Below are 19,106 nucleotides of genomic sequence, written 5' to 3' on the forward strand. Positions count from 1 at the left end.
GCTCTACCAGTGCAACCAAAGTGTCTCCCTCAGGGACTAAACAATTGCTGACCATGGCGGATTGGTTTCAGAATCGGCATTATTGTGAAAGCCAGCACCGGCCCGATCGCCATCCGATGCAAGATCGCGAATACCATGCCGTCTCCACATCGTGAGGTCGGTAGCTCGGAGAGTGAGGGTCAAGCAGGTTCGAGGACATGTTCCCCCGTTTCCTCCCGGGCGAGGAATGCCGAGTGGCCATAGCCATCGAGCAGGCCGTCACCTTCCAAATCGACCTGCACCCATGGGCCGTCGCTTGCATCAACGACGTCCAGCCTAGTGTCGGTAGGAAGCGTCTTCAAAGCCTCGTACTCTGTTCCGGGGCCGCCGCGCAGGCGCAAACCATCGCGTGCGATCACAACATATCGCCCGACGTGGATCTGAGCAGCCGCGGCGACAGACCGGGCCGACGCAAGGTATTCGGCGACGTACTCCCCGTAATACTTATACCCGTCGAAATAGCCTTGCTTAAGACCCTTATTCGGATTGAACTTGCCTCTGTTGTAAGCGATCGCGACACATGCGAATTGATAGTCGGTGATAGAAGACGCGCCTTTGAGACCGACTTTGCTCAGCCCCCGCTGCAACTCGGCGAGGCAATGGACGAGGGTATCAGCGAAGTTCTCATAGCTTCGATCGAGAAAATAATCAGGATCATCAAGGAAAAACTGGAGGTCCCGTTGGAAAACACCATATCCGTGGCAGAACTTATCCGGATTGGCGACGGCTCCTTCGTATCCCGGCACATAAGCGACCATATCTTCAAGCGCTGCGCGTGCGATCGCGAACATCGCACTGCCTCGGGGCTTGGAGAGCAAGTCTGCCTTATTAAGCGGAAATACTTGCCGGCCCTTATCCGGGCTTTTGTAGTCGATTGTATCCCCAACGCATAGCGCCACGATGCGCTCCAAAGGGACGCCCTTTTTTCGCAGTGCCGACCAGATGTAGCCCGTCTCCTGGCGTGCGATCGACGTGGGCATTTCGACATCAAAAGGTGTGCCGGCGACGACGTCCTTAATCTGACCTGCAAATTGCTGCTTGAACCACCGGATATCATCCGTCGTCGGCATAGTTCCCTCCCAGCGTCAGGCCGCTTCTGGCTCAGCCACGTCCTTGTTCCCACCACTTTCCCCGATTGGCGCGAGGAGCGCCGCAAAAACATGCCCATCGAGCAGGCCATCATCTTCGAGATCGACCTTAGCCCAGATATGATCAGCGGTGTCGAAACTCACCACCGTTACGATCGTGCCAAGCGGAAGCGTTCTCGAAGACTCGAAGTCAAAACCCGGCCCGAGCCGAAGCTTCAGTCCTTCTCGCGCGATGACCTGGTACTTTCCCGGACCAAGGATCGGGATGGCCGGGACGCGATTGCGCCAGCCTTCCTCCGCAGCCTCCTGCAGCCAGGATGGTGCGTTGGTCGCGTGCCCTCCTGCACCCCATGTCAGTTTCGAATGATCATTGACCGAGGTGCCGAAGCCTACGTGGATCGTCCGGTCTCCCATATAGCCCACGCCGGCTCCAATGCCCGTCGCTCCATTTGCGGCACAAGCGGTGACAAATCCAATGATGATCGGGTCGGCGTTACGGTCGGTAAAGCTTTTTGCGCTTCCACCAACAATGACCTGAAGATCGGCAGCGCGACCTCGGTCGTGGCGGGTAGAGCCGGTGCGCCGGGTGCCCTCACCCTTGGCAGGTTGACCGCCCGAGGTGATCCGGATTTCATCAACACCTGCCAGATCGGCGCTGCGCGCCAGAACGCGCTTCAACTCGTCGGAAATTGGCAGGTTTCGTATTGCGACCGCAGGCGGGCCACTAAACATAACCATTTCATCCCTCCGAAAAGAGTATTATTTCATCGGGCCGGCCAACGTTTAAAGGTCAGCAGGTTGGCGCGTTTACCAGGAAATTCTGATATTGATCGGTATTGATTCCACTTTTCGTAGCATTAGTCAATGAATACTGCAATTGACTGTCTACATGGAGATTTATTCGCGATGACGCCGGTTAAAGGTATTTGATGGCGCATGAGCAGAAACTTCTGAGCGGCATTTTCATCTTGAAAGATGTAATTCCTCACGCTGATAATCAGAATGTCACTTTGAGAACCAAGGGTTTGTCGATTCAGAGGTATGCATCCAGGATCTTCAATGCAACATATTATTTTATATCATCGTTGCGATAGAAGATAAATGCTCAGAAGATGATAGGTTGTTCCTGAGATATATGTTCGTGTCGTTTGGCATTTAATCGTAAGAATGCGCCCGTTCCGGCGGGTGATGGCACCTAATTTGAGATTCTGGTTTCGATTTTCGGCGCCTTGACGCCTACCAATTCGGAAATAACCTTTTCTAATATTTGGCGTTTTCTGATGAAGCTTAGCCGTCGGCAGCCATCTTTTCCACGGCGGCGAATCTCACATTAAGTGCCGAAATCGAAACCAGAATCTCAAGTTAAATGCCCAATCTCAATTTAGGTACCGCGCTATCTTGTTGAAATTATTGCACGCGGAGTCTTGCGATTAAATGCAAAACGACAGGGCTGTTGCACACCGCCATCCGTCCAGGGTTGCCTTCCAATCCGGCCGCTCTAGGACCGCCCTAACCATGAAGAGAAGTAGGGCAAGCGTTCCCGCGCAGCCTCTGCATGCTTTTCCACGCCGGGCGGCTTTTGCTCCTGCGTCGCGGCCACGGCGACTTCCTGGCCGCCTGTTGCGGTACAGAATAACAGGCATGAGTTCACGAAGGCCAGGACATGGTCTCCGACACTGTGCAGCGCATTCGCGAGGCTGCCGGCAATGAAGAATCCCGTCAGCAGCGAGATGATGAACGGCGCGACCGGAGAATTCCAGCCCGTCACCCTTCGGAGCGTGTTGGTGACGATGATGATAACGCCGGCGGCCCCAGCTACCGTTCCGAAACTGTCAAGCGTGAAGAAGCTCTCTCCCGGCATTTTCTAATCCCCTGTGAAAAAGGCTGATAATGGGCTTTTATGCCTCAGGCGCCGGTTGAAGTGATCCATCAATGGCTCCGCCATGACGATGTAGCTTTCCCTGCGATTGAAGTATGTGCGTCCCCCCGCCACGATGCCGAACCAGATCGGTATTTCGGCATTCTTCTCGCTCATCAACACCCAAGCGCCCGAGTCGCCGGGCTGGCTGAAGCGCCCGAAGAACGGCGGCCAGGAGAGCAGGTTCAGAAGGAAGTTCTTCGGCCAATTCTCGACGACGAAGTGCGAGAAGCATTCCAATGTCTCGCCGTCCAGCGAGCAGGACGCAAGGTCATACTTGATGTATCCGATGCCGGAACGCGCCGATCCTCCAGCACGGCGGACCCTGCGCCGTTTCGTGTTGGCGACTCTCAACTCCGCCTTCGATGGCAGAGCGACCTTTCGGCCGTCATTGCCGGAATCGCAGCAAGCGTGCGGGACCAGCAGTGCGGCATCTGGATCGTGGTTCTCGGCGGCCAATTGCCGATTGACCAGCGCCTCTGCACAGGCACCACCAACAACATGAGAGCAGGTCAGCATGAACCGCTCGGACGAGGCGTCAGGCGAGATGTAACCGTCGATGGTGCCGGTCAGGCCGGACGAGCCGCAGCGGAACTGCGGCTGCCATTGGCCCGGCCTGGCGATGTGCACGCCGATGCCCAGCCACTCCCGCATCGACCGCAGCGCTTGGGCAACTTCCCTTCGGCGATCGGTCCGGACCACCACGATCCAAGGATATTCGTTCGGCGAGATTTCCCACCAGCGCAGCTGTCGCAGCAAGACCTCGATCTTCCGCACCCCTTCGAACTCGGCAGTGCGGAGCAGGCAGCTCAGCGTATCGGCGACGCGGCCGAACAGAACGAATTCCTGTTCTTTCTGCTGGAAGTTGAGCGTGGCTATCCGCGCATCGCCCGCGCTGGGTGTGAGCGGACGCCTGCCGATCCGATCGGCAAGAGCCGGCGGAATCTCGAGCAGTTCCGACTCCGGCGGCAGATCCGCATATAGCTCCAGCTGCGACTGGACATAGCTCGACCGTTGCACGGCGGCTTCGTCGGCGCGCCTTTGTGATCCCCGGAAGACCGGGCGTTCGTTGTGGCCGCCGGGTAAATCGCCGAAGGCATACCCGATGCTTGCCAGGACGGCACGCCTGAGCGCCGTGGCAAGCGGGACCGATTGTCCGGCTCCTGTGGCGTCGTTCCACGGAACCTGGAAGCGCGGCACATGGTCATCCTGGCTGGTAAAGGCATCCACCGCCAGCCGCACCAGCGCGAGGACAATGACAACCAGCGTGAAAGTGCCGAAGCCGACAAGGAGAGTGAGGATCGCAAACAAGAGCAGATAGACAGGCAGGCTTACGGACTGAAGCAGGTCAGGAACGCCAATCCAAACGGAGATCGCTACGAGCAGCCACCAGAGACCGAGACCGATGGCCCCCACGGTCGCGACGATTGCGCCGACCGCCGCAGCGATCAGGAATACGCTCAAGAGCAGGGCAGGGATGCCACGGAGAGCGGCGAAGGCCTCGCCAATGGCGGCGCGGGGACGGGTCGAAAGCCTGAGGAGAAAGAGGCCAATCTGGTAGAAAATCCAAAGCAGGCCGGAGAGCGACATCACCGCCACGATTATCGCTAAGGGAGTTGCGGCCAGGACCAAGGCGGCAGCGGCCGTGACCACAAGCCAGTCGGACGGAAGCGAGTTCGTTGCCGAAAGACTAGTGCTAAAGGCAATGCCCAGGATATAGAAGGCGATAACACCTCCGACGAACTCGGTTTCGTCCCCCAGCCTTTCCCCGATCCTGCGGAAGAAATTCTGCAGCCGGTGGCTTGGCCTGACGACGTTGCCGAATACCCATAACGCAAACAGTAAAAACGACGCGAGCGCCAGAAGAAATGCCACGATGATCGCGGCCGCGACAAAATATGTTACGAGTATATCCATACAGATTGTCTCGCGGAGAACCTTGCAATCTTTAACATATGTATACTTGTTTGCAATAACTTCCTATGGATGGTTTCCGGCGGAAACTTCTCTTCTCGCATTGTGTTGAGTTGAGATGGCGAGGTGCGGAGTGCAGGCACATAGTGTTGTCCATCGCCTTTGGTGTGAAGTAAAAAAGTCGCTGCCGAATAACATAGTCAGTCGCTTCGGAAAGTATATATCTCCATGCGTTCGGCGATGAGAGCACATGGACAGAGGATAACGTCGGTTCGATTGGGGTAGAAGAGACGATTGCCGATTCCGCATGCTCGCTCGCGACCAGCCTAGTACTACAGTTGCGGTTTACCGGAAGTCATGATTCACTTCCCGCATTTGGCGGGAGGGAAGTTCAATGTCGGTTGCGGGTTGGTCCGGGTCGGTTCTGGCGTGGCATCGTGAGCTCGATGCCTTGAAGGTGCGGTTGGGCTCGGTCTTTGGTCGCCGAGAATTGCGCGCATCGTGCGGTGCCTTTCTGGATGGGTTGTTGTCGGGAGTAGAGCGCAAGACTGGCTGGCTGATGGCGGAACAGGCAGGACTGGAGCGCCCTTATCGGATGCAATCGCTGCTGGGGCGCAGCCATTGGGATGCTGACGCATTGCGCGATACGGTTCGCGCTTATGCAATAGAGTCTCTCGGTGACGCGGACGGCGTTCTTGTGGTCGATGAGACCGGCTTCCTGAAGAAAGGCGCCCATTCAGTCGGTGTCGCACGACAATATTCCGGCACGGCCGGCCGGATCGAGAACTGTCAGATCGGTGTTTTCCTTGCCTATGCAAGCCGCTACGGTCAGACCCTGATCGATCGGCAACTTTATCTACCGAAGGAGTGGGCCGAGGATGAAGCCCGCCGTGCTTCGGCTCACGTCCCCCAGTCCCAAGCCTTCGCGACCAAACCGGCCATTGCAGCCAAGCTCATTGCCGATGCGCTGGATGCCGGCGTGCCTTGTGCCTGGGTATTGGCGGATGCGCTTTATGGTTCGGATTCCAAGCTGCGCCGGATGCTGGAAAGCCGTGGCCAGCCTTATGTTCTGGCAGTGCGCTCCAATCAATGCCTGCGCTTTGTGCGTGAGCAAGGGATCGAGCAGACCGATCCCGAAACGATGGCTGATGAGTTGAAACCGGAGGTTTGGCAGAGCCATGCAGCAGGCGAAGGTGCCAAGGGTCTTCGGCTTTATGATTGGGCCCGTATTCCTCTCAGCTCTCGCCCGGATCCACAATGGGAGCGCTGGCTTCTGATCCGGCGCAGCCGACGCGAACCCGATGCGCGCGCCTATTACTTTGTCTTTGCGCCCGCCGGTACCGAATTGAGCGAATTGGCGGGCGCTGCCGGGCTGCGTTGGACCGTGGAAGAATGCTTCCAGCGTGCGAAGGACGATCTCGGCCTGGATCATTGCGAAGCGCGATCCTGGCATGCTTGGAAGCGGCACATGACGCTCGTCATGGCAGCCGCTGCATTCCTCGCCAAACTCGGCGCCGATCTACGCCGCACCGCTGCTGGCAAACCGAACGAAACGAGTCCAAACCCGCCAATCGCCGCCTGACCAACACCATGGCCTTCGTGCCCAGCGTCGCAGAGATCCGCTATCTGATCAAACGCCTCCTGCTACAGCCCCCGATTAGAGTTCGCCTCATCTTGGCATGGTCACTCTGGCGACGCAGGCATCAAGCATCCGCAATGCTTTCTCACTACAAAGCAAGGCATCAAACGCAACTGTAGTACTAGACCGCGTTGACCAGCAATATCTCCTCCGACATCGAACGAAACGTACGCCTCATCCCGGTCCGGTCCATCGCCCATGTGCCGGCGCCGACCGCCGTCGGTTGCTGGGTGAAGGGGGAGCATGAGGATTTGCGGGGCGGCACATTGTCATTGGAATGCGCGCGCCCGGGTCCGCAACAGGAATTCCTTCCAGACAGCTGGCACGGTCAGGCCTCCCTGACCGGCCAGGCCAAGCTCTGCAAGGACGGCATTGGCCGAAGGCTTCGTCGCAGAACCATAGACACCATCCACCCCGTCATCTTCCGTCCCGGTGGCGCCAATGTCGCGGTTGAAGATATATTTCAGGGCGGATTGAAGAAAGAAGGTCTGGGCATTCGAGGCGGTGCGAAAGGCAAAGGAGAAGTTGAAATCGACGTGAAAATGGTCCCGGTGATTTGGATAGTGGAAGCTCAACACCTGGGAGAAATATAAGAACAGGTGGGCGTTGATGCCGACGTAAAATCGCCGGTCCTCAGGATATTCATCCATCATGAAACGCTGCTCGCCCCAATAGAAGCCATCAAGGTCGAAGGCGAAGCCCTGCCCATGGGCGTTTTCACCGTCACCGATCGTGCCGGCCGTGAGGATGATGGTTGGCCGACCCCGACCCCAGACGTCAAACAGTTCGCTCAGACAGTCATTGAGCGTGCTTTTCAGCCGATCGCGGCATTGAAATGAACGGGGATCGCCCTTGCTTCCGTAGGGGAAGTTCGGCAGCCGGTCGTAATGGACCGGAACTGTCGCAAGCCTGTCGAATGATGCTTCCGTGGCACTCATGTCATGCTCCTCCGTTGCTTGGCGCCAGGTGGTTGCTGGCTGTGGGAGACCGTCAGGCTGCCGCTGGATACCGGTCGCCGGCTCTGCAGCGCCTGCCGTCAGACCGGTTGCTGCGTTGCAAAGTCGTAGACGAGATTTTTCAGGACGGGCCTTTTCAGCATTCCGTCGTGAACGTTCTGCGCTCGGCCGCCCGGGCCATAGCCTGACAGCCGGATCGCTTCTATCGGATCGCTCCTCAGCAGTGCGTCGAGAACCATCGGCAGATGTGATTCACTCAGATGCGGTGCGGCTACGGCGACCGACAGCAGGTCGCATTTCATGCCGTCGACGCCGGCCGGATATTTTGCGCGGACCGCTGGCGTCGACAGGATCTTCTGGTGCAGCTTCATCAGCGATGATTTCACATTGTTGATCGAGCCGCCGACCTGCATGCTGCGCATAACGCGCGAGTTCACCGTCCACATTAGCCAGCGCGCGGCGGCGTGGAGCTCTTCGGGGTCTGGTTTCAGGTTGGTGTGGTAGCGGTCCGGATTGAAAAAGCCCATCAGGTCGCCATGGTAGTAGCTTGCGGTATAACCGCCGTCCTTTGGTGCGACCTTGTTTTCGAGCGACCGGTAAGCGTTGCCTTTTACAAAACAGAGTTTGCCGGCGATGACGTCGAGCTCGGGAAACCAGGTCTTTGCCTCGTCGGGGATCTCGACAAACAGCCGGCGGAAAAGGGGGAGGAAATCGTCGCCGGTGTGCGCCGCTAGCTGGATGAAGCCGAACGTCATGGCAGCCCTGTCCCAGGCGTTGATCACGGTGAAGCAGGCGTTGGATTCGGCCCAGGCGGTCGGATAAATCAGCTCCGGCCAGGTGCCGAACTCGCTCCAGTCGCCAGGATTATAGGATATGCGCGGCTCATGGCTCGTCGTTCGCGCAAGCCCCCTCGTCGTGGCGTCCGAATAGCCGTTATATTCAAAGAAGCGCCCGAGAAAAAACGGCGACGCATTGCCGTCGAAGAGCACGTCCCATCGGCTGGCGCCCGGTTGCTTGCGGATCTGCCATCCGGGCAGCGGCTTATAGCCGGTATCAAGCGCAATGGTCAGGTTTGGGTTTAGCGTCAGAGCGGTTGGGGCCACAGCCTCATCGCTGGTGTGGTTGCTGGCGATCGGATCGCTCTCGGCTTGCCCCGGGAGGCCGGCGGGCGAGCTGGGCTGCAGCAGCAGATCAAACTCTCCACCATTGTTCGGCCAGCCAAGGCCGAGGGCCTCGGCGCTCGACGGCCCGCCGATCATATCGGTGCCGTTCTTTCCGAATGTATCGAGTTGAAACTGCCGGAGGGCTTTGGCGGTATGGCCGCCGAAAAGCCCGTCGGGGTTGGGGGAGCCGATATCGTAGCCCTTCGCGACAAGGCCGGCCTGCAGGCGCTCGACAAGCAGGCCACGAGAGCCGAAACGCACGGTCGGAGCGCGTTTGGCATAGCCGAGTTCGGCCGTCCGCATCGCCTCGTTTTCCTCGAAGATGGCGAGCGCGAAATAATACTGGTCCAGGCGATAGGCATTATCGAGGAATCTCTTCCAGGGCCCGAGCTCCGAGGTCAGTTTGCTTGCCCCGCTGTCGCCCTCCTTGCCGGCGACGACGACACATCCGTAGGATGAATAATAGCTTGCGGTCTCGTTGATTTGCCGGGAGCAATGGAGGTTGTCGTAGACAACCTCGAATTCGAAGCGGTCGTCGCCCTCGAAGTCAGTGTCATCACTGGTTCGCCAGACGGGCAGCTTGGTTTCGTTGCGAAAGGCAAGATGACGGTCGGAGCCGTGATTGCCCTTAAAATAGCGGTGATCCGGCATGCCGGGTACCTTGGCGAAGAAGCCCGAGGCCAGCCGGTTCACGCCGTTGCCATTGTCTGGGAGATGAGCCTCAACGGCGGTGATATGCGGGACCGAACTGCCAACGAAGACGGCGATCTTTCCCGTGCCGGTCTGCCACTGGCCGATTGTGCAATGCATATGCCGATAGTCGATCGGGCTTGTGACGAGCTCATGGGCATTTCGAAAATCCGAGCCGCCGAATTCAAGTGGCTGGCAACCGCGCAAGGCGACGAACACCAGCTCGTTTTCTGGAATTGCAAACGAACTGATTCTGAACATGTCGCGCAAAACGTCATCGCTGAGTGAAAATTTCAAGTTCGCTTCCTCCTTGATAAAATGCCGCACAGGCGCGGACATTCGGTCGCGAAGCGTGGCGAACCGCCTTCGACGCAGGATTGCCCGACGATTGGAATCTGGAGGGTGGTGATCACCACCTCTTGCATGCTTATTTATCGACCAAAAATTCGACCGGCGCGCCGTTCTCGACCCCATCAAACAGGATTAGGACCCGATAGGCGGTGCTTGTTTCGTCGAGCACGATCGCGGTTTCGGCACTGTCGCTCGCCTGAACGCCTGGCAGGGGGCCTAACGGCTTGGCGGCGTCTTCGTTCTTACCGCTCCAGAACCATAGCGAAGGCACGGGCTTTGGAGGGGCGCGCTGCTCGCCGCAGGTGAAGGTGCCATCACCTCTGTCGTCGTCGCTCCGGCCGGCTAGGATCAAAACACCGTTGTCGACGGCGGTCAGATCGCGGATACCAACATTGTCTTCCAGTTTTATCTCGCTCACCGTGGCGGACGGCGTCGTCGCCCCGAAGAGTTCGCCAATAGGCACGCGCATGACGAAGGCCTTCTTGTCCAGGCAGGGGCTGCGAAGCCCGAACAGGGCTTCATTGGCCTTGATGGCGAGACCCTCGATGGTCACGCCGTTTCGATCGAGTTTTTTCTCGGCAAAGGGACCGATCGTTTGCGCGCTTGCGATTGTCTGACGCAAATGCGCCGTCCTCTCGATCTCAGGGCCTGGATCGGAGTCGCCAAATTCGAACGTCGGAAGGCCCGTCGATGGATCGACCGGAAAGCGCAATAGGAAAAAGCGTGAGGGTTGCGTCACGCCGCTTCGTGACAGCCCATGCGAGCCCGTAACGCAAAAATACGACGTGGCTGCGGCCTCAGAACCAGGAAGGTAGGCGACACCTTCGGCGTCGATCTCATCCATCTCGACGCCGTCGACTTTGTCCGGAAGAAGCCTTATCAGTTTTGTCGGCACCAGCTTATGGTCATTCAAATCAAAGAACTGGGCATATTTCTTTTCGTCATTCACCGCCAGGCATCGCCCGGCACCCGGAATGCATGCAGCACCGCTGAGCGCCTTACGGGCATCGGCGTTCTTCTCGAATGGCGGCGAGACCGACCAGGCTGTCGGCGAGCGAACAATGTCGCCGCGCGCATCGACAGCCGAAAGCGTCAATAGCAGAAAAAACCCAAGCGCACGCATGCAGCACCTCCAGTCAATGAAGTACCGGTCCGACAAGATTGCATGCTAGACGAAGTCAGAGGGAGTGCATCCCATCCACTCTACTTAAAAATGAGTGTATATTGAAAATTCGCGCTGCGCCAGATATTCTTTGGAATTAAGTACTCGGTTTAATCTGATATAAAGTCTCGGAGACATTTCAAATTCGCACTTACTGAGAGAGGATCCAGTGTCTCCCTACAAGCATTTCCTGCCCGGGTGCACTGAAAATGACATGATTGCTTCTTTCAGAATTCGATATGCGCCACTCAGGTCGGCGCTTGACGACATCCGTGGTTCGGATTTCATCAAGGTGAACGTGTGGCACAGAGGCTCTGCCCGGCATTAGCGGCAGCGATCAAAATTGTCCGTGCCGAGCAAGAGCATGTCAATGCGTGCTATAATTTCGGCTTTCCGCGTGCGGCAAGCTTGAGCGCAATCAGAAAAACAAGCGCCACTGACAGCATGAATATCGCCCCCGACATCGCATAGATCGTCGGCGAGGCCCCGGCGTTCATCTTGCCGAACAGGACGACCGGCAGCGTGTTCTGTCGGCCGGCAAGATAGAAAGATCGTGTGAACTCGTTGAGCGAGAGCAGAAACGAGAAGATGAAGGCACTGACAAGGCCAGGACGGATCAACGGCAACGTGACGTCGCGAAACTGCCGCCAGCGGCTGGCGCCGAGGTCGGCGGCCGCCATCAGGTAGGACGGCTTGACCGCCGCAAAACTCGTCAGGATGACGATAAAGGCGAAGGGCATGGCCCAGAGTAGATGCCCCGCCGTCACGGTCAGCATGGAGGCCCTGATGCCGATGCGAGTAAAGACCGTTGATAGCGCAAGACCCTGGATCACGCCCGGCACGAACATCGGCAGGATGACGGTGAGGAACCAGGCAGTGCGGTTTCTATGGAGCTCGAAATAGGCGAGCGCTGCGGCAAGAGACGACAGTGTCGCGAGCACCGCGGTCAGGGTGGCTATCATCGCCGATTGCTGCAACGCGGACACAAGTGCCCGCTCCTCGGGGAGCGAGACATACCACTTCAGCGTGATGTCCCAAAGGTTCGGCAGACCGGGCTGCAAGGCGGGATTGAACGAGACTGCCAGTAGGTAGAGCGGCGGCGCGTAGATAACGATGAGCCCGGCAATCGTCAGGACCCAGATCAGGAAACGGTTCGCTCGGCCCTCCGAATGCGCCGTCATGTGCGATCCTCGAACAGGGAGGCAAGGCCGAACAGTCGATTGCCAATCAGGACGAGCGTGAAGATTACGGCCAGCACGACGGTGGAGATAGCAAATGCGAGCGGAAAGTTCGCAACGCGCATAACGTCGTTGATCATCACCGAGATAATGGTGGCACCGCCGCCGCCCAGCATCTGCACTTCAGTAGAGGAGCCGGCGACCATGACGAATACGAATAGAAAGCCGGCAAATATGCCCGGCATGGTGAGCGGTATCATGATCGTCGTCAGCGTCTTCCAGAAACCAGCTCCGAGGTCGCGGGCGGCGGCCAGCACCGTCGTGTCGAGCCGGCGCATCGAGAGCAACAGCGGAAAGGTCGCAAACGGCAGGTAGGAGGCGACGAGGCCGGTGAGGACGGCAAAGTTGCTGAACAGCAGCCAGTCGATCGGCGCCGTGGTTAGCCCAAGCTCTTGGAGACCGGTATTGACGACACCGGTGCGTCCGAGCACCAGGCGCCAGGAAAAGGAACGGATGAGATAGGATGTGAAAAAGGGGATCGTCATCAGCGCGAGCAGGATGACGGCGAGCCTGCGGCCGGCGAGGAAATGCACTGCATAAGCCGAAGGATAGGCAATCAGCAGGCAGAGCAGCGCTGCGCCCATTGCTTTCGCGAGCGTCGACAGAATGACCGTCCAGCGTCCGGCATCAAAGATTGCGACGTAGCCGGCAAAGCTGAAATCCGGCTTGATCCAGTAGGTCGAGGCATCCCAGGTCCAAAAGCTCCATGTGACTACAACCGCCAGCGGCGCCAGGCCGAAGACGATGATGGCAAAAAGCGGTAGTGAGATCAGCGAAAGGGCAGTAGAGCGGAATGGGTGGAGCATGTCTGAACCTTGGCTGAGGGCTGTTCGCGGCAGCAAGGCGCCGCGAATGGTCTGGTCTGATCGAATAGCTGCGGTCAGGCGTTACGCAGCTTCTGCCACCACTCCTCATAGAGCTGAAAATTATCCGGCCGGCAATTCTGCCAGTAGACCTTGCCGGCGAACTTGGCCTTCACATGGTCGCCGAGCGCTTGAACATCCTCCGGCTTGTATTCGTCGGAATGCACTTTGGCGTATTCGACATTCTTGTCAGTTGGAACCAGATAACCGCGCGCTTTGCCAAGCTCGCAGCCATAAAGACCACCGAGCAGGCCATCGACGAACTTATGAGCGGAATCAGAGACGCCACGGTCACCGGCGCCCTTCAGGAGAACGCTATTGTTGCCCCAGCCTTCGTAGCCTTCGACGGGTGCTGCATATTCGACCTGCAGACCACGCTTGCGCCCCTCGTAGACGATCGGCTCCCAGCCTGTCATTGCATCGACTTCCTCGTCGGCGACGAGCTGAACACCCTGTTCCCAGCCGTTCCAGAAGGTACGGAACTGCCCGTCCTTCTTGTGTTTGATCAGAAATTCCATCACCAGCCCGAGTTCGGATTCCGTCAGGTTGCCGGGATCGGTGATCGGCTTGTTCTCGCTTTCCTTCAGATACATGGCCGTGAAGACGGCACTGTTGATCCAGGCGTCCTCCATCGCGACGCGACCCTTCAGCTTGGGATCGAAGATCGCGCCATAGCTATCGACCTTGCCGAGCTTGTCGGGCCGGTAGATGATCGAGTCGGCATTGACGACGGTCGGAATGCCGTATTGTTTGCCGTCGTGCTTAAGATAGGGGATGTCCTTGGCCCATTGCCAGACACTCTCGTAGTTGGAGATTTTCGAAAGGTCCCAGGGAATGATTGCCCCCTGGCGCGCCAGTTCCTTTTCCGCTCCACCCTGGAAGCCCCCGACATCGAAGAGGTCGTTGGCATTGCCCGCTGCAAGGCGCGCGACGACCGGGCCGACATCATTGCCGTTGTCGGTGAATTCCGGGCTTATGCCGACCTGTGAAGCGAATTCCTGCCACTTGTCGCCGATGTCCAGCGTCGCCGTCGCCCAGAAGGCAACCGTGTCGGCCGCCTGCGCCCGCCCGGCAAGGCCGAGGCCACCGAGCGAAAATGCCGCGGCACCCGCTCCCATAAGCCCCAGGAACTGGCGGCGCTGCACGTTGCTGGCATTGGAGGATAAAAGCCTGTCATATCGTTTTGTCATCGTCATTCCCCTTTTTGTTAGGTCTTTCGATTGTCGTTCTGTCTCTCCTGTGACGCGGGCTAGGCGCCGCCGGCCGCGATCAGCACTGCGGCGTCCGGCCTGAGATACACGGAAAGGCGGGTACCCGGCGCCAACGGCTGAAGGTCTGCGTCTAGCGCCACCAGCACCGACTGTCCGTCGGCGAAGCTCAGCCTTGCATCGCGATGCAGCCCGCGGAAGGTCGTTTCAGTCAGCGTCAGTTCCAGCTTGCCCTCGGTTCCCGCCGGATCCGGCACAAGCGAAAGGCGGTCCGGCCTGATCGCGACGAGGCTCACCTGTGGGTCGATCGGCCCGGCGATCCGTACCGGGAGGCTCTGCCCCGCCACTACCGCTTCGCCCCGACCGCCGCCTGCGCGGACCGCCTCCGGCCGCAGCAGGGAATCGATGCCAACGAAGCGGGCGACGAATGCATTGGCTGGCGTGCGGTAGAAGGCTGCTGGCGTATCCACCTGCGCGATCCGCCCGCCGTGCATGACGGCCATGCGGTCCGACAGGCTCACGGCTTCGTCCTGATTGTGGGTGACGAGGACGAAAGTCGCGCCGGTTCGCCTGTGCAGACGACCGAATTCGTCGCGCATCTGCTGGCGCAAGCGCTCGTCGAGCCCGGTCAGCGGCTCGTCCAGCAGCAGGATACCGGGTTCCATGACCAGAGCGCGGGCAAGCGCCACACGCTGCCGCTGGCCGCCGGAGAGAAGGTTGACGTCACGCGGGCCAAAGCCGGAAAGTTCGACAAGCTCGAGGGCTTCGTTGATCTTGGCGTCGAGCTTGCCGCCCGACATGCCCTTCAGTTTCAGACCGTAACCGATGTTCTGCGCGACGGTCATGTGCGGAAAAAGACCGAGGCCCTGGAAGACGGTATTGACGGGGCGTCGATTTGCCGGGACTGCGCCGATGTCTTTGCCGTCGAAGGCGATGCGTCCGGACGTTGGCGTCTCGAAACCGCCGATCAGCTTCAGCAGCGTACTCTTTCCGCAGCCTGACGAGCCAAGCAAGGTAAAGAACTCGCCAGCGGCGATAGACAGCGACACACTGTCAACGGCGGTGACCGGCCCGTAGCTTTTAACGACATCATCGATTTCGATCGATATGGCCATGTCAGCGCGCCATGCGGCTCCCTTCGCGGATCACGAGAATGCCGGTTTCCGTCATTTCGATGACCTGGTTTTCGAGCACCAGCGTCGTCGCTGTTGCCTCCTCGACGATAGCAGGCCCTTCGAGCCTTTCGCCGGCCGGCAGCCGGCTGCGGTCGAATACTGGGCAGGCCAGCCAGCCGCGCGCGGTGCCGAAATAGACGTTTCTCGTTCCGGTGCGGCCCGCCTCGGGGCGTCCGGCTCGCGGAATCTTCGGCAGTGCTATTACAGGCCCGCTGAGCACGGCTTCGAGGTGCAGCGTGGTGATCTCGATCGCGGAGTCCGGCAGGCGGAAGGAATAGGCCTTTTCGTGGGCGGTATGGAAACGGTCGGCGAAAGCGGCTGCATCATCCCCGCGCCGGAAGAGCGTAAATACGCCGTGCTCCTGGCCGCGATAGCGCGCCTCGACGCGGTAGGTGAACTGGATCGCGGCATCCCGGCCTTTGGCGAAATAAGTGATGGCCTCCTCTTCCATTTGTGAGAAGCGGCGGCTCAGCTCGCTTACCGCCGCGTCATCAAGAGGGTAGAACCATGTCGCTCGGAAATCGGCGCGGGGCTCGGCTGCGAGCATGCCCCAGGCTGAGAAAATGCCCGGATGCGGTGGCACCACCGTCGCCTTGACGCTGAGATCGCGACCGAGCCGTGCAGCAAGCGCCGGGCCGGCGCCGCCGCTGATGACGAAGGCCACGTCGCGCGGGTCATGGCCGCGCTGAACGGTCACGAGTTTCAAGGCGTTGATCATGTTGGCATGAGCGATCTCGATGATCGCCATCGCCGCATCCTCCGCTGACATGCCGAGCGGATTGGCGACGGTGGCAATCGCCTGTTCCGCCTTTGCCTTGTCCAGCGCCATGGTGCCGCCGGCAAAGTTGGCCGGATCGAAGATCCCGACGGTCAGGATAGCATCCGAAAGCGTCGGTTTCGTCCCGCCGCGCCCGTAACATGCCGGCCCCGGCGTAGAGCCGGCGCTGTGCGGCCCGACCCGCAGCGCACCACGTTCATCTATCCAGGCGATGGACCCGCCACCGGAGCCGATCTCGACGATATCGACGACCGGGACCTGCACAGCGTGCCCCGGCTTGATACGGGTATGTTCCAGACGATATTCGGCGTTGAGCGTCGGCCTGCTGTCATGGATCAGCGAGCATTTTGCCGTCGTTCCGCCAACGTCGAGCGAAAGGACTTCCCTCTCACCGATCGCGGCGCCGATGCGCGCAGCACCCGCAATCCCGCCGGCCGGCCCGGATTCCACCAGGGTGAGTGGGCTGCGGGTGGCCTGGTCAAAGGTGGAGATGCCGCCGTTAGACTGCATGGCGTAATAGGGGCAGGTCAGATCGCGATCGGTCAGCGCCGCTTCCAGCCGCGCAAAATAGTGCCGGATGATCGGCTGCACATAGGCGTTGAGCACGACGGTGTTCGACCGTTCATATTCGCGCCATTGCCGCGAAACCTCGTGACTGGCGCAAACCGTCAATTCCGGAAGCGCATCGGCCAGGATATCGGCACACAAGATCTCGTGCTCGGGATTGGCGTAGCTGTGCAAAAACAGCACGGCGATCGCTTCCACCTGCTGTTGGCGACAGCTTTGGATGATCGGGCGCAGATCGTCCAGTTCGACGGGCGTGAGGACGTTGCCGCTTGCGTCGATGCGCTCTCGCACCTCAAAGCGCAAATGGCGTGGGACGAAAGGTTCGGGACTGTGGAACTGCAGGTTATAGAGGTCAGGGCGATTGCCGCGTCCGATCTCCAGGACGTCGCGAAAACCTGCTGTCGTGACCAGCGCGGTGCGCACGCCTTTGCGCTCGGTGATGGCGTTGATGACCGTCGTGCCGCCGTGGGCAAAGAACGTCACGTCGCGGGTCCGCAGCCCATCCCGCTGCTCCGACATCGTGATCGCGGCGAGAACGCCGAGGGACTGATCGTCGACACTCGTCAGGCTCTTTGCGGTAAATAGCCGGCCTGTTCGCTCGTCATAGCCGACGAGGTCTGTGAAGGTTCCCCCGACATCGGTCGCCAGCCTGATCATTCCGCTCTCCTGCGATATTCATAAGCCTCAACGGCCGCTTGTTCCGTTACGAAACCGTTGTCGAGGTCCTGCTCGATCAGTTGAACCTCACGCTCAAGCGGGTCGCCCCAGCCGCCGCCGCCGCCGGTGACGATGCGCAACACATCGCCTTGTTTAAGATCGATATGGGCCGCGCGGCCGTATTCGTTGCAATCCACAGCCTTAGACTTGACCACCTGCAGCACGTTCGCCGAACCTGGGTGGCCGCCATTCATTCCCCAAGGAAGGGTCCTCGTGCGGCCGAAGCTGCAATAGGCTGATGCGTCCTGCGATAGGATCTCGTATTCGCGCACGATACCGAAGCCGCCGCGCCTTCGCCCCGCCCCGCTGCCCGCCTGGATGTTGAAACCGTAACGCTTGACGAGCAGCGGATATCGGGCCTCGATCACCTCGACCGAATAGTTATAGGTATCGCCATCGGTCAGCGCGATCACCGCGTTTGCCCCATCACGATCCTCGCTCGCGCCCCAGCCGCCATGCTGGGGCTCGATATGGATGAAGGGCTGGTCGTGGGCATCCTTGCCCGAGACATAGACGACGCAGAGGCTGGAATAAGAGCCGGCCGAAAAACGTGAGGGCATCAGCGGCGCAAGTGCCTTCCAGACCAATTCCGACGCGTGGACCGAACCCTCGTAATACCAGCCGGTGGGTGAGGGCTTTTGTGCGGTGAAGATGGTGCCGGCCGGCGCGACGACCTTCAGCGGGCGGAACCAGCCTTCGTTCGATGGCGCCTGCGGACCGGCAAGCGCCTTTATGATGGTACGGCATGCCGATTCCAGCGCGCCTCTCGCGCAGTTGATCGGCCCTGCCACGGCCGGTGGGCAACCGGTGAAGTCCGCAGTGATACTGTCGCCCGTGATCGTGACCGCGACCTTCACCTCGATGGGGCCGTCACTGACGCCGTCGCCATCAATGACATCAGTCGCGTGGTAGGTGCCGTCGGGCAGGGCGGCGATCGCTGTGCGACTTTGTTTCTCGCTGACGGCGATCAGGTTTACGAAAGCCGCCTTGACAATGGCGCTGCCATACTTGCCGGTAAGTTCCGACATACGCCGCGCCGCGACCTGCACCGTGGCGATCTGCGCGGTCAGGTCACCAAGGGCGATTTCGGGGAGCCGAACGTTCTCGCTGATGATATGGATCAGCTCCGAAGAGACGACGTCGCTACGAACGATCTTGACACCCGGCAGGCGCAGGCCCTCCTGGAAGACCGAGGTTGCGTTCGGCGCAAGGCTGCCCGGAACAGAGCCGCCGACATCGAGATAATGGGCGACGTTGATCGCATAGGCGACAATCTCTTTGGCGACAAAGATGGGCTTGACCACAGCAAAGTCACAGGCATGCGTGCCGCCGGCATAGGGATCGTTGGTCAGCAGCACGTCGCCGTCGGCCATATCTCCATCGTAGCGGGAGATCAATGCCTTGACCTGCGCGCCGAACGTACCGGTAAATAGTGTAATGCCGTTCATTTGCGCGACCAGTTCGCCCTCCGCGGTCAGGAGGCCGCAGGCAAAATCCAGCACTTCGTAGATGACCGGGCTCATGCTGGTGCGGGCCATGACGATGCCCATTTCGTCGACAGTCGCTGCAAGCTTACCCTCGATGATTTCCTGGGTGACGGGATCGATGGGATCTGGAACAAAAGTCATCTTGCTCACGTA

General features: G+C 59.4%; 14 protein-coding genes. 1 reads left to right on the forward strand and 13 read right to left on the reverse strand.

Annotated elements, in window-relative coordinates; all coding sequences use genetic code 11:
* Nucleotides 1–179: 179 nt before the first annotated feature.
* From KQ933_RS22210 to KQ933_RS22225, 4 genes are all read right to left on the reverse strand, one after another.
* Nucleotides 180–1,109: an SH3 domain-containing protein gene (locus KQ933_RS22210; RefSeq protein WP_216760016.1), complete on the reverse strand. Its 930-nt coding sequence runs from the start codon at nucleotides 1,107–1,109 to the stop codon at nucleotides 180–182.
* Between the two features lie 15 nt (nucleotides 1,110–1,124).
* Nucleotides 1,125–1,865, reverse strand: coding sequence for an SH3 domain-containing protein (locus tag KQ933_RS22215; protein WP_216760017.1), 741 nt, complete (start codon nucleotides 1,863–1,865; stop codon nucleotides 1,125–1,127).
* A gap of 760 nt (nucleotides 1,866–2,625) precedes the next feature.
* Entirely contained in the window at nucleotides 2,626–2,988 is a 363-nt protein-coding gene (locus tag KQ933_RS22220) for a hypothetical protein (protein ID WP_216760018.1), read from the reverse strand.
* Between the two features lie 3 nt (nucleotides 2,989–2,991).
* On the reverse strand, nucleotides 2,992–4,962 hold the full coding sequence (locus KQ933_RS22225) for a hypothetical protein (RefSeq protein WP_216760019.1): 1,971 nt from the start codon (nucleotides 4,960–4,962) through the stop codon (nucleotides 2,992–2,994).
* A 391-nt stretch (nucleotides 4,963–5,353) separates the two neighbouring features.
* Here KQ933_RS22225 and KQ933_RS22230 point away from each other — a divergent pair, with 391 nt between their 5' ends.
* A complete protein-coding gene (locus KQ933_RS22230) occupies nucleotides 5,354–6,541 on the forward strand; it encodes an IS701 family transposase (RefSeq protein ID WP_216755009.1) in 1,188 nt (395 codons plus the stop codon).
* A gap of 326 nt (nucleotides 6,542–6,867) precedes the next feature.
* Here the strand turns inward: KQ933_RS22230 and KQ933_RS22235 are convergent, their stop codons facing one another.
* From KQ933_RS22235 to KQ933_RS22275, 9 genes are all read right to left on the reverse strand, one after another.
* Entirely contained in the window at nucleotides 6,868–7,536 is a 669-nt protein-coding gene (locus KQ933_RS22235; RefSeq protein WP_216760020.1) for a hypothetical protein, read from the reverse strand.
* A gap of 98 nt (nucleotides 7,537–7,634) precedes the next feature.
* Nucleotides 7,635–9,704: a peptidoglycan-binding protein gene (locus KQ933_RS22240; RefSeq protein WP_216760021.1), complete on the reverse strand. Its 2,070-nt coding sequence runs from the start codon at nucleotides 9,702–9,704 to the stop codon at nucleotides 7,635–7,637.
* 130 nt (nucleotides 9,705–9,834) lie between these two features.
* A complete protein-coding gene (locus tag KQ933_RS22245; protein WP_216760022.1) occupies nucleotides 9,835–10,707 on the reverse strand; it encodes a DUF3616 domain-containing protein in 873 nt (290 codons plus the stop codon).
* 590 nt (nucleotides 10,708–11,297) lie between these two features.
* Nucleotides 11,298–12,101 (reverse strand): ABC transporter permease, encoded by an 804-nt coding sequence (locus tag KQ933_RS22250; protein ID WP_216760023.1) that lies wholly within the window; start codon nucleotides 12,099–12,101, stop codon nucleotides 11,298–11,300.
* Nucleotides 12,098–12,964, reverse strand: coding sequence for an ABC transporter permease (locus KQ933_RS22255; RefSeq protein WP_216760024.1), 867 nt, complete (start codon nucleotides 12,962–12,964; stop codon nucleotides 12,098–12,100). The genes KQ933_RS22250 and KQ933_RS22255 overlap by 4 nt, the downstream gene beginning before the upstream one ends.
* A gap of 74 nt (nucleotides 12,965–13,038) precedes the next feature.
* Nucleotides 13,039–14,211 (reverse strand): PotD/PotF family extracellular solute-binding protein, encoded by a 1,173-nt coding sequence (locus KQ933_RS22260; protein WP_216760025.1) that lies wholly within the window; start codon nucleotides 14,209–14,211, stop codon nucleotides 13,039–13,041.
* Nucleotides 14,212–14,270: 59 nt separating this feature from the next.
* Nucleotides 14,271–15,344: an ABC transporter ATP-binding protein gene (locus tag KQ933_RS22265; protein ID WP_216760026.1), complete on the reverse strand. Its 1,074-nt coding sequence runs from the start codon at nucleotides 15,342–15,344 to the stop codon at nucleotides 14,271–14,273.
* Nucleotide 15,345: 1 nt separating this feature from the next.
* Nucleotides 15,346–17,406 carry a hydantoinase/oxoprolinase family protein gene (locus KQ933_RS22270; protein WP_216760027.1) on the reverse strand — a complete coding sequence of 687 codons (2,061 nt, stop codon included), beginning with the start codon at nucleotides 17,404–17,406 and terminating at the stop codon, nucleotides 15,346–15,348.
* On the reverse strand, nucleotides 17,403–19,094 hold the full coding sequence (locus KQ933_RS22275) for a hydantoinase B/oxoprolinase family protein (RefSeq protein ID WP_216760028.1): 1,692 nt from the start codon (nucleotides 19,092–19,094) through the stop codon (nucleotides 17,403–17,405). The genes KQ933_RS22270 and KQ933_RS22275 overlap by 4 nt, the downstream gene beginning before the upstream one ends.
* Nucleotides 19,095–19,106: the final 12 nt, after the last annotated feature.

The organism is Rhizobium sp. WYJ-E13 (assembly GCF_018987265.1).
GTDB lineage: Bacteria > Pseudomonadota > Alphaproteobacteria > Rhizobiales > Rhizobiaceae > Rhizobium.

Bases quoted from the DNA above. Each gene is read 5' to 3' on its own strand.
- KQ933_RS22210 (WP_216760016.1), bottom strand. From the start codon at position 1,109: ATGCCGACGACGGATGATATCCGGTGGTTCAAGCAGCAATTTGCAGGT.
- KQ933_RS22215 (WP_216760017.1), bottom strand. From the start codon at position 1,865: ATGGTTATGTTTAGTGGCCCGCCTGCGGTCGCAATACGAAACCTGCCA.
- KQ933_RS22220 (WP_216760018.1), bottom strand. From the start codon at position 2,988: ATGCCGGGAGAGAGCTTCTTCACGCTTGACAGTTTCGGAACGGTAGCT.
- KQ933_RS22225 (WP_216760019.1), bottom strand. From the start codon at position 4,962: ATGGATATACTCGTAACATATTTTGTCGCGGCCGCGATCATCGTGGCA.
- KQ933_RS22230 (WP_216755009.1), top strand. From the start codon at position 5,354: ATGTCGGTTGCGGGTTGGTCCGGGTCGGTTCTGGCGTGGCATCGTGAG.
- KQ933_RS22235 (WP_216760020.1), bottom strand. From the start codon at position 7,536: ATGAGTGCCACGGAAGCATCATTCGACAGGCTTGCGACAGTTCCGGTC.
- KQ933_RS22250 (WP_216760023.1), bottom strand. From the start codon at position 12,101: ATGACGGCGCATTCGGAGGGCCGAGCGAACCGTTTCCTGATCTGGGTC.
- KQ933_RS22255 (WP_216760024.1), bottom strand. From the start codon at position 12,964: ATGCTCCACCCATTCCGCTCTACTGCCCTTTCGCTGATCTCACTACCG.
- KQ933_RS22260 (WP_216760025.1), bottom strand. From the start codon at position 14,211: ATGACAAAACGATATGACAGGCTTTTATCCTCCAATGCCAGCAACGTG.
- KQ933_RS22265 (WP_216760026.1), bottom strand. From the start codon at position 15,344: ATGGCCATATCGATCGAAATCGATGATGTCGTTAAAAGCTACGGGCCG.
- KQ933_RS22270 (WP_216760027.1), bottom strand. From the start codon at position 17,406: ATGATCAGGCTGGCGACCGATGTCGGGGGAACCTTCACAGACCTCGTC.
- KQ933_RS22275 (WP_216760028.1), bottom strand. From the start codon at position 19,094: ATGACTTTTGTTCCAGATCCCATCGATCCCGTCACCCAGGAAATCATC.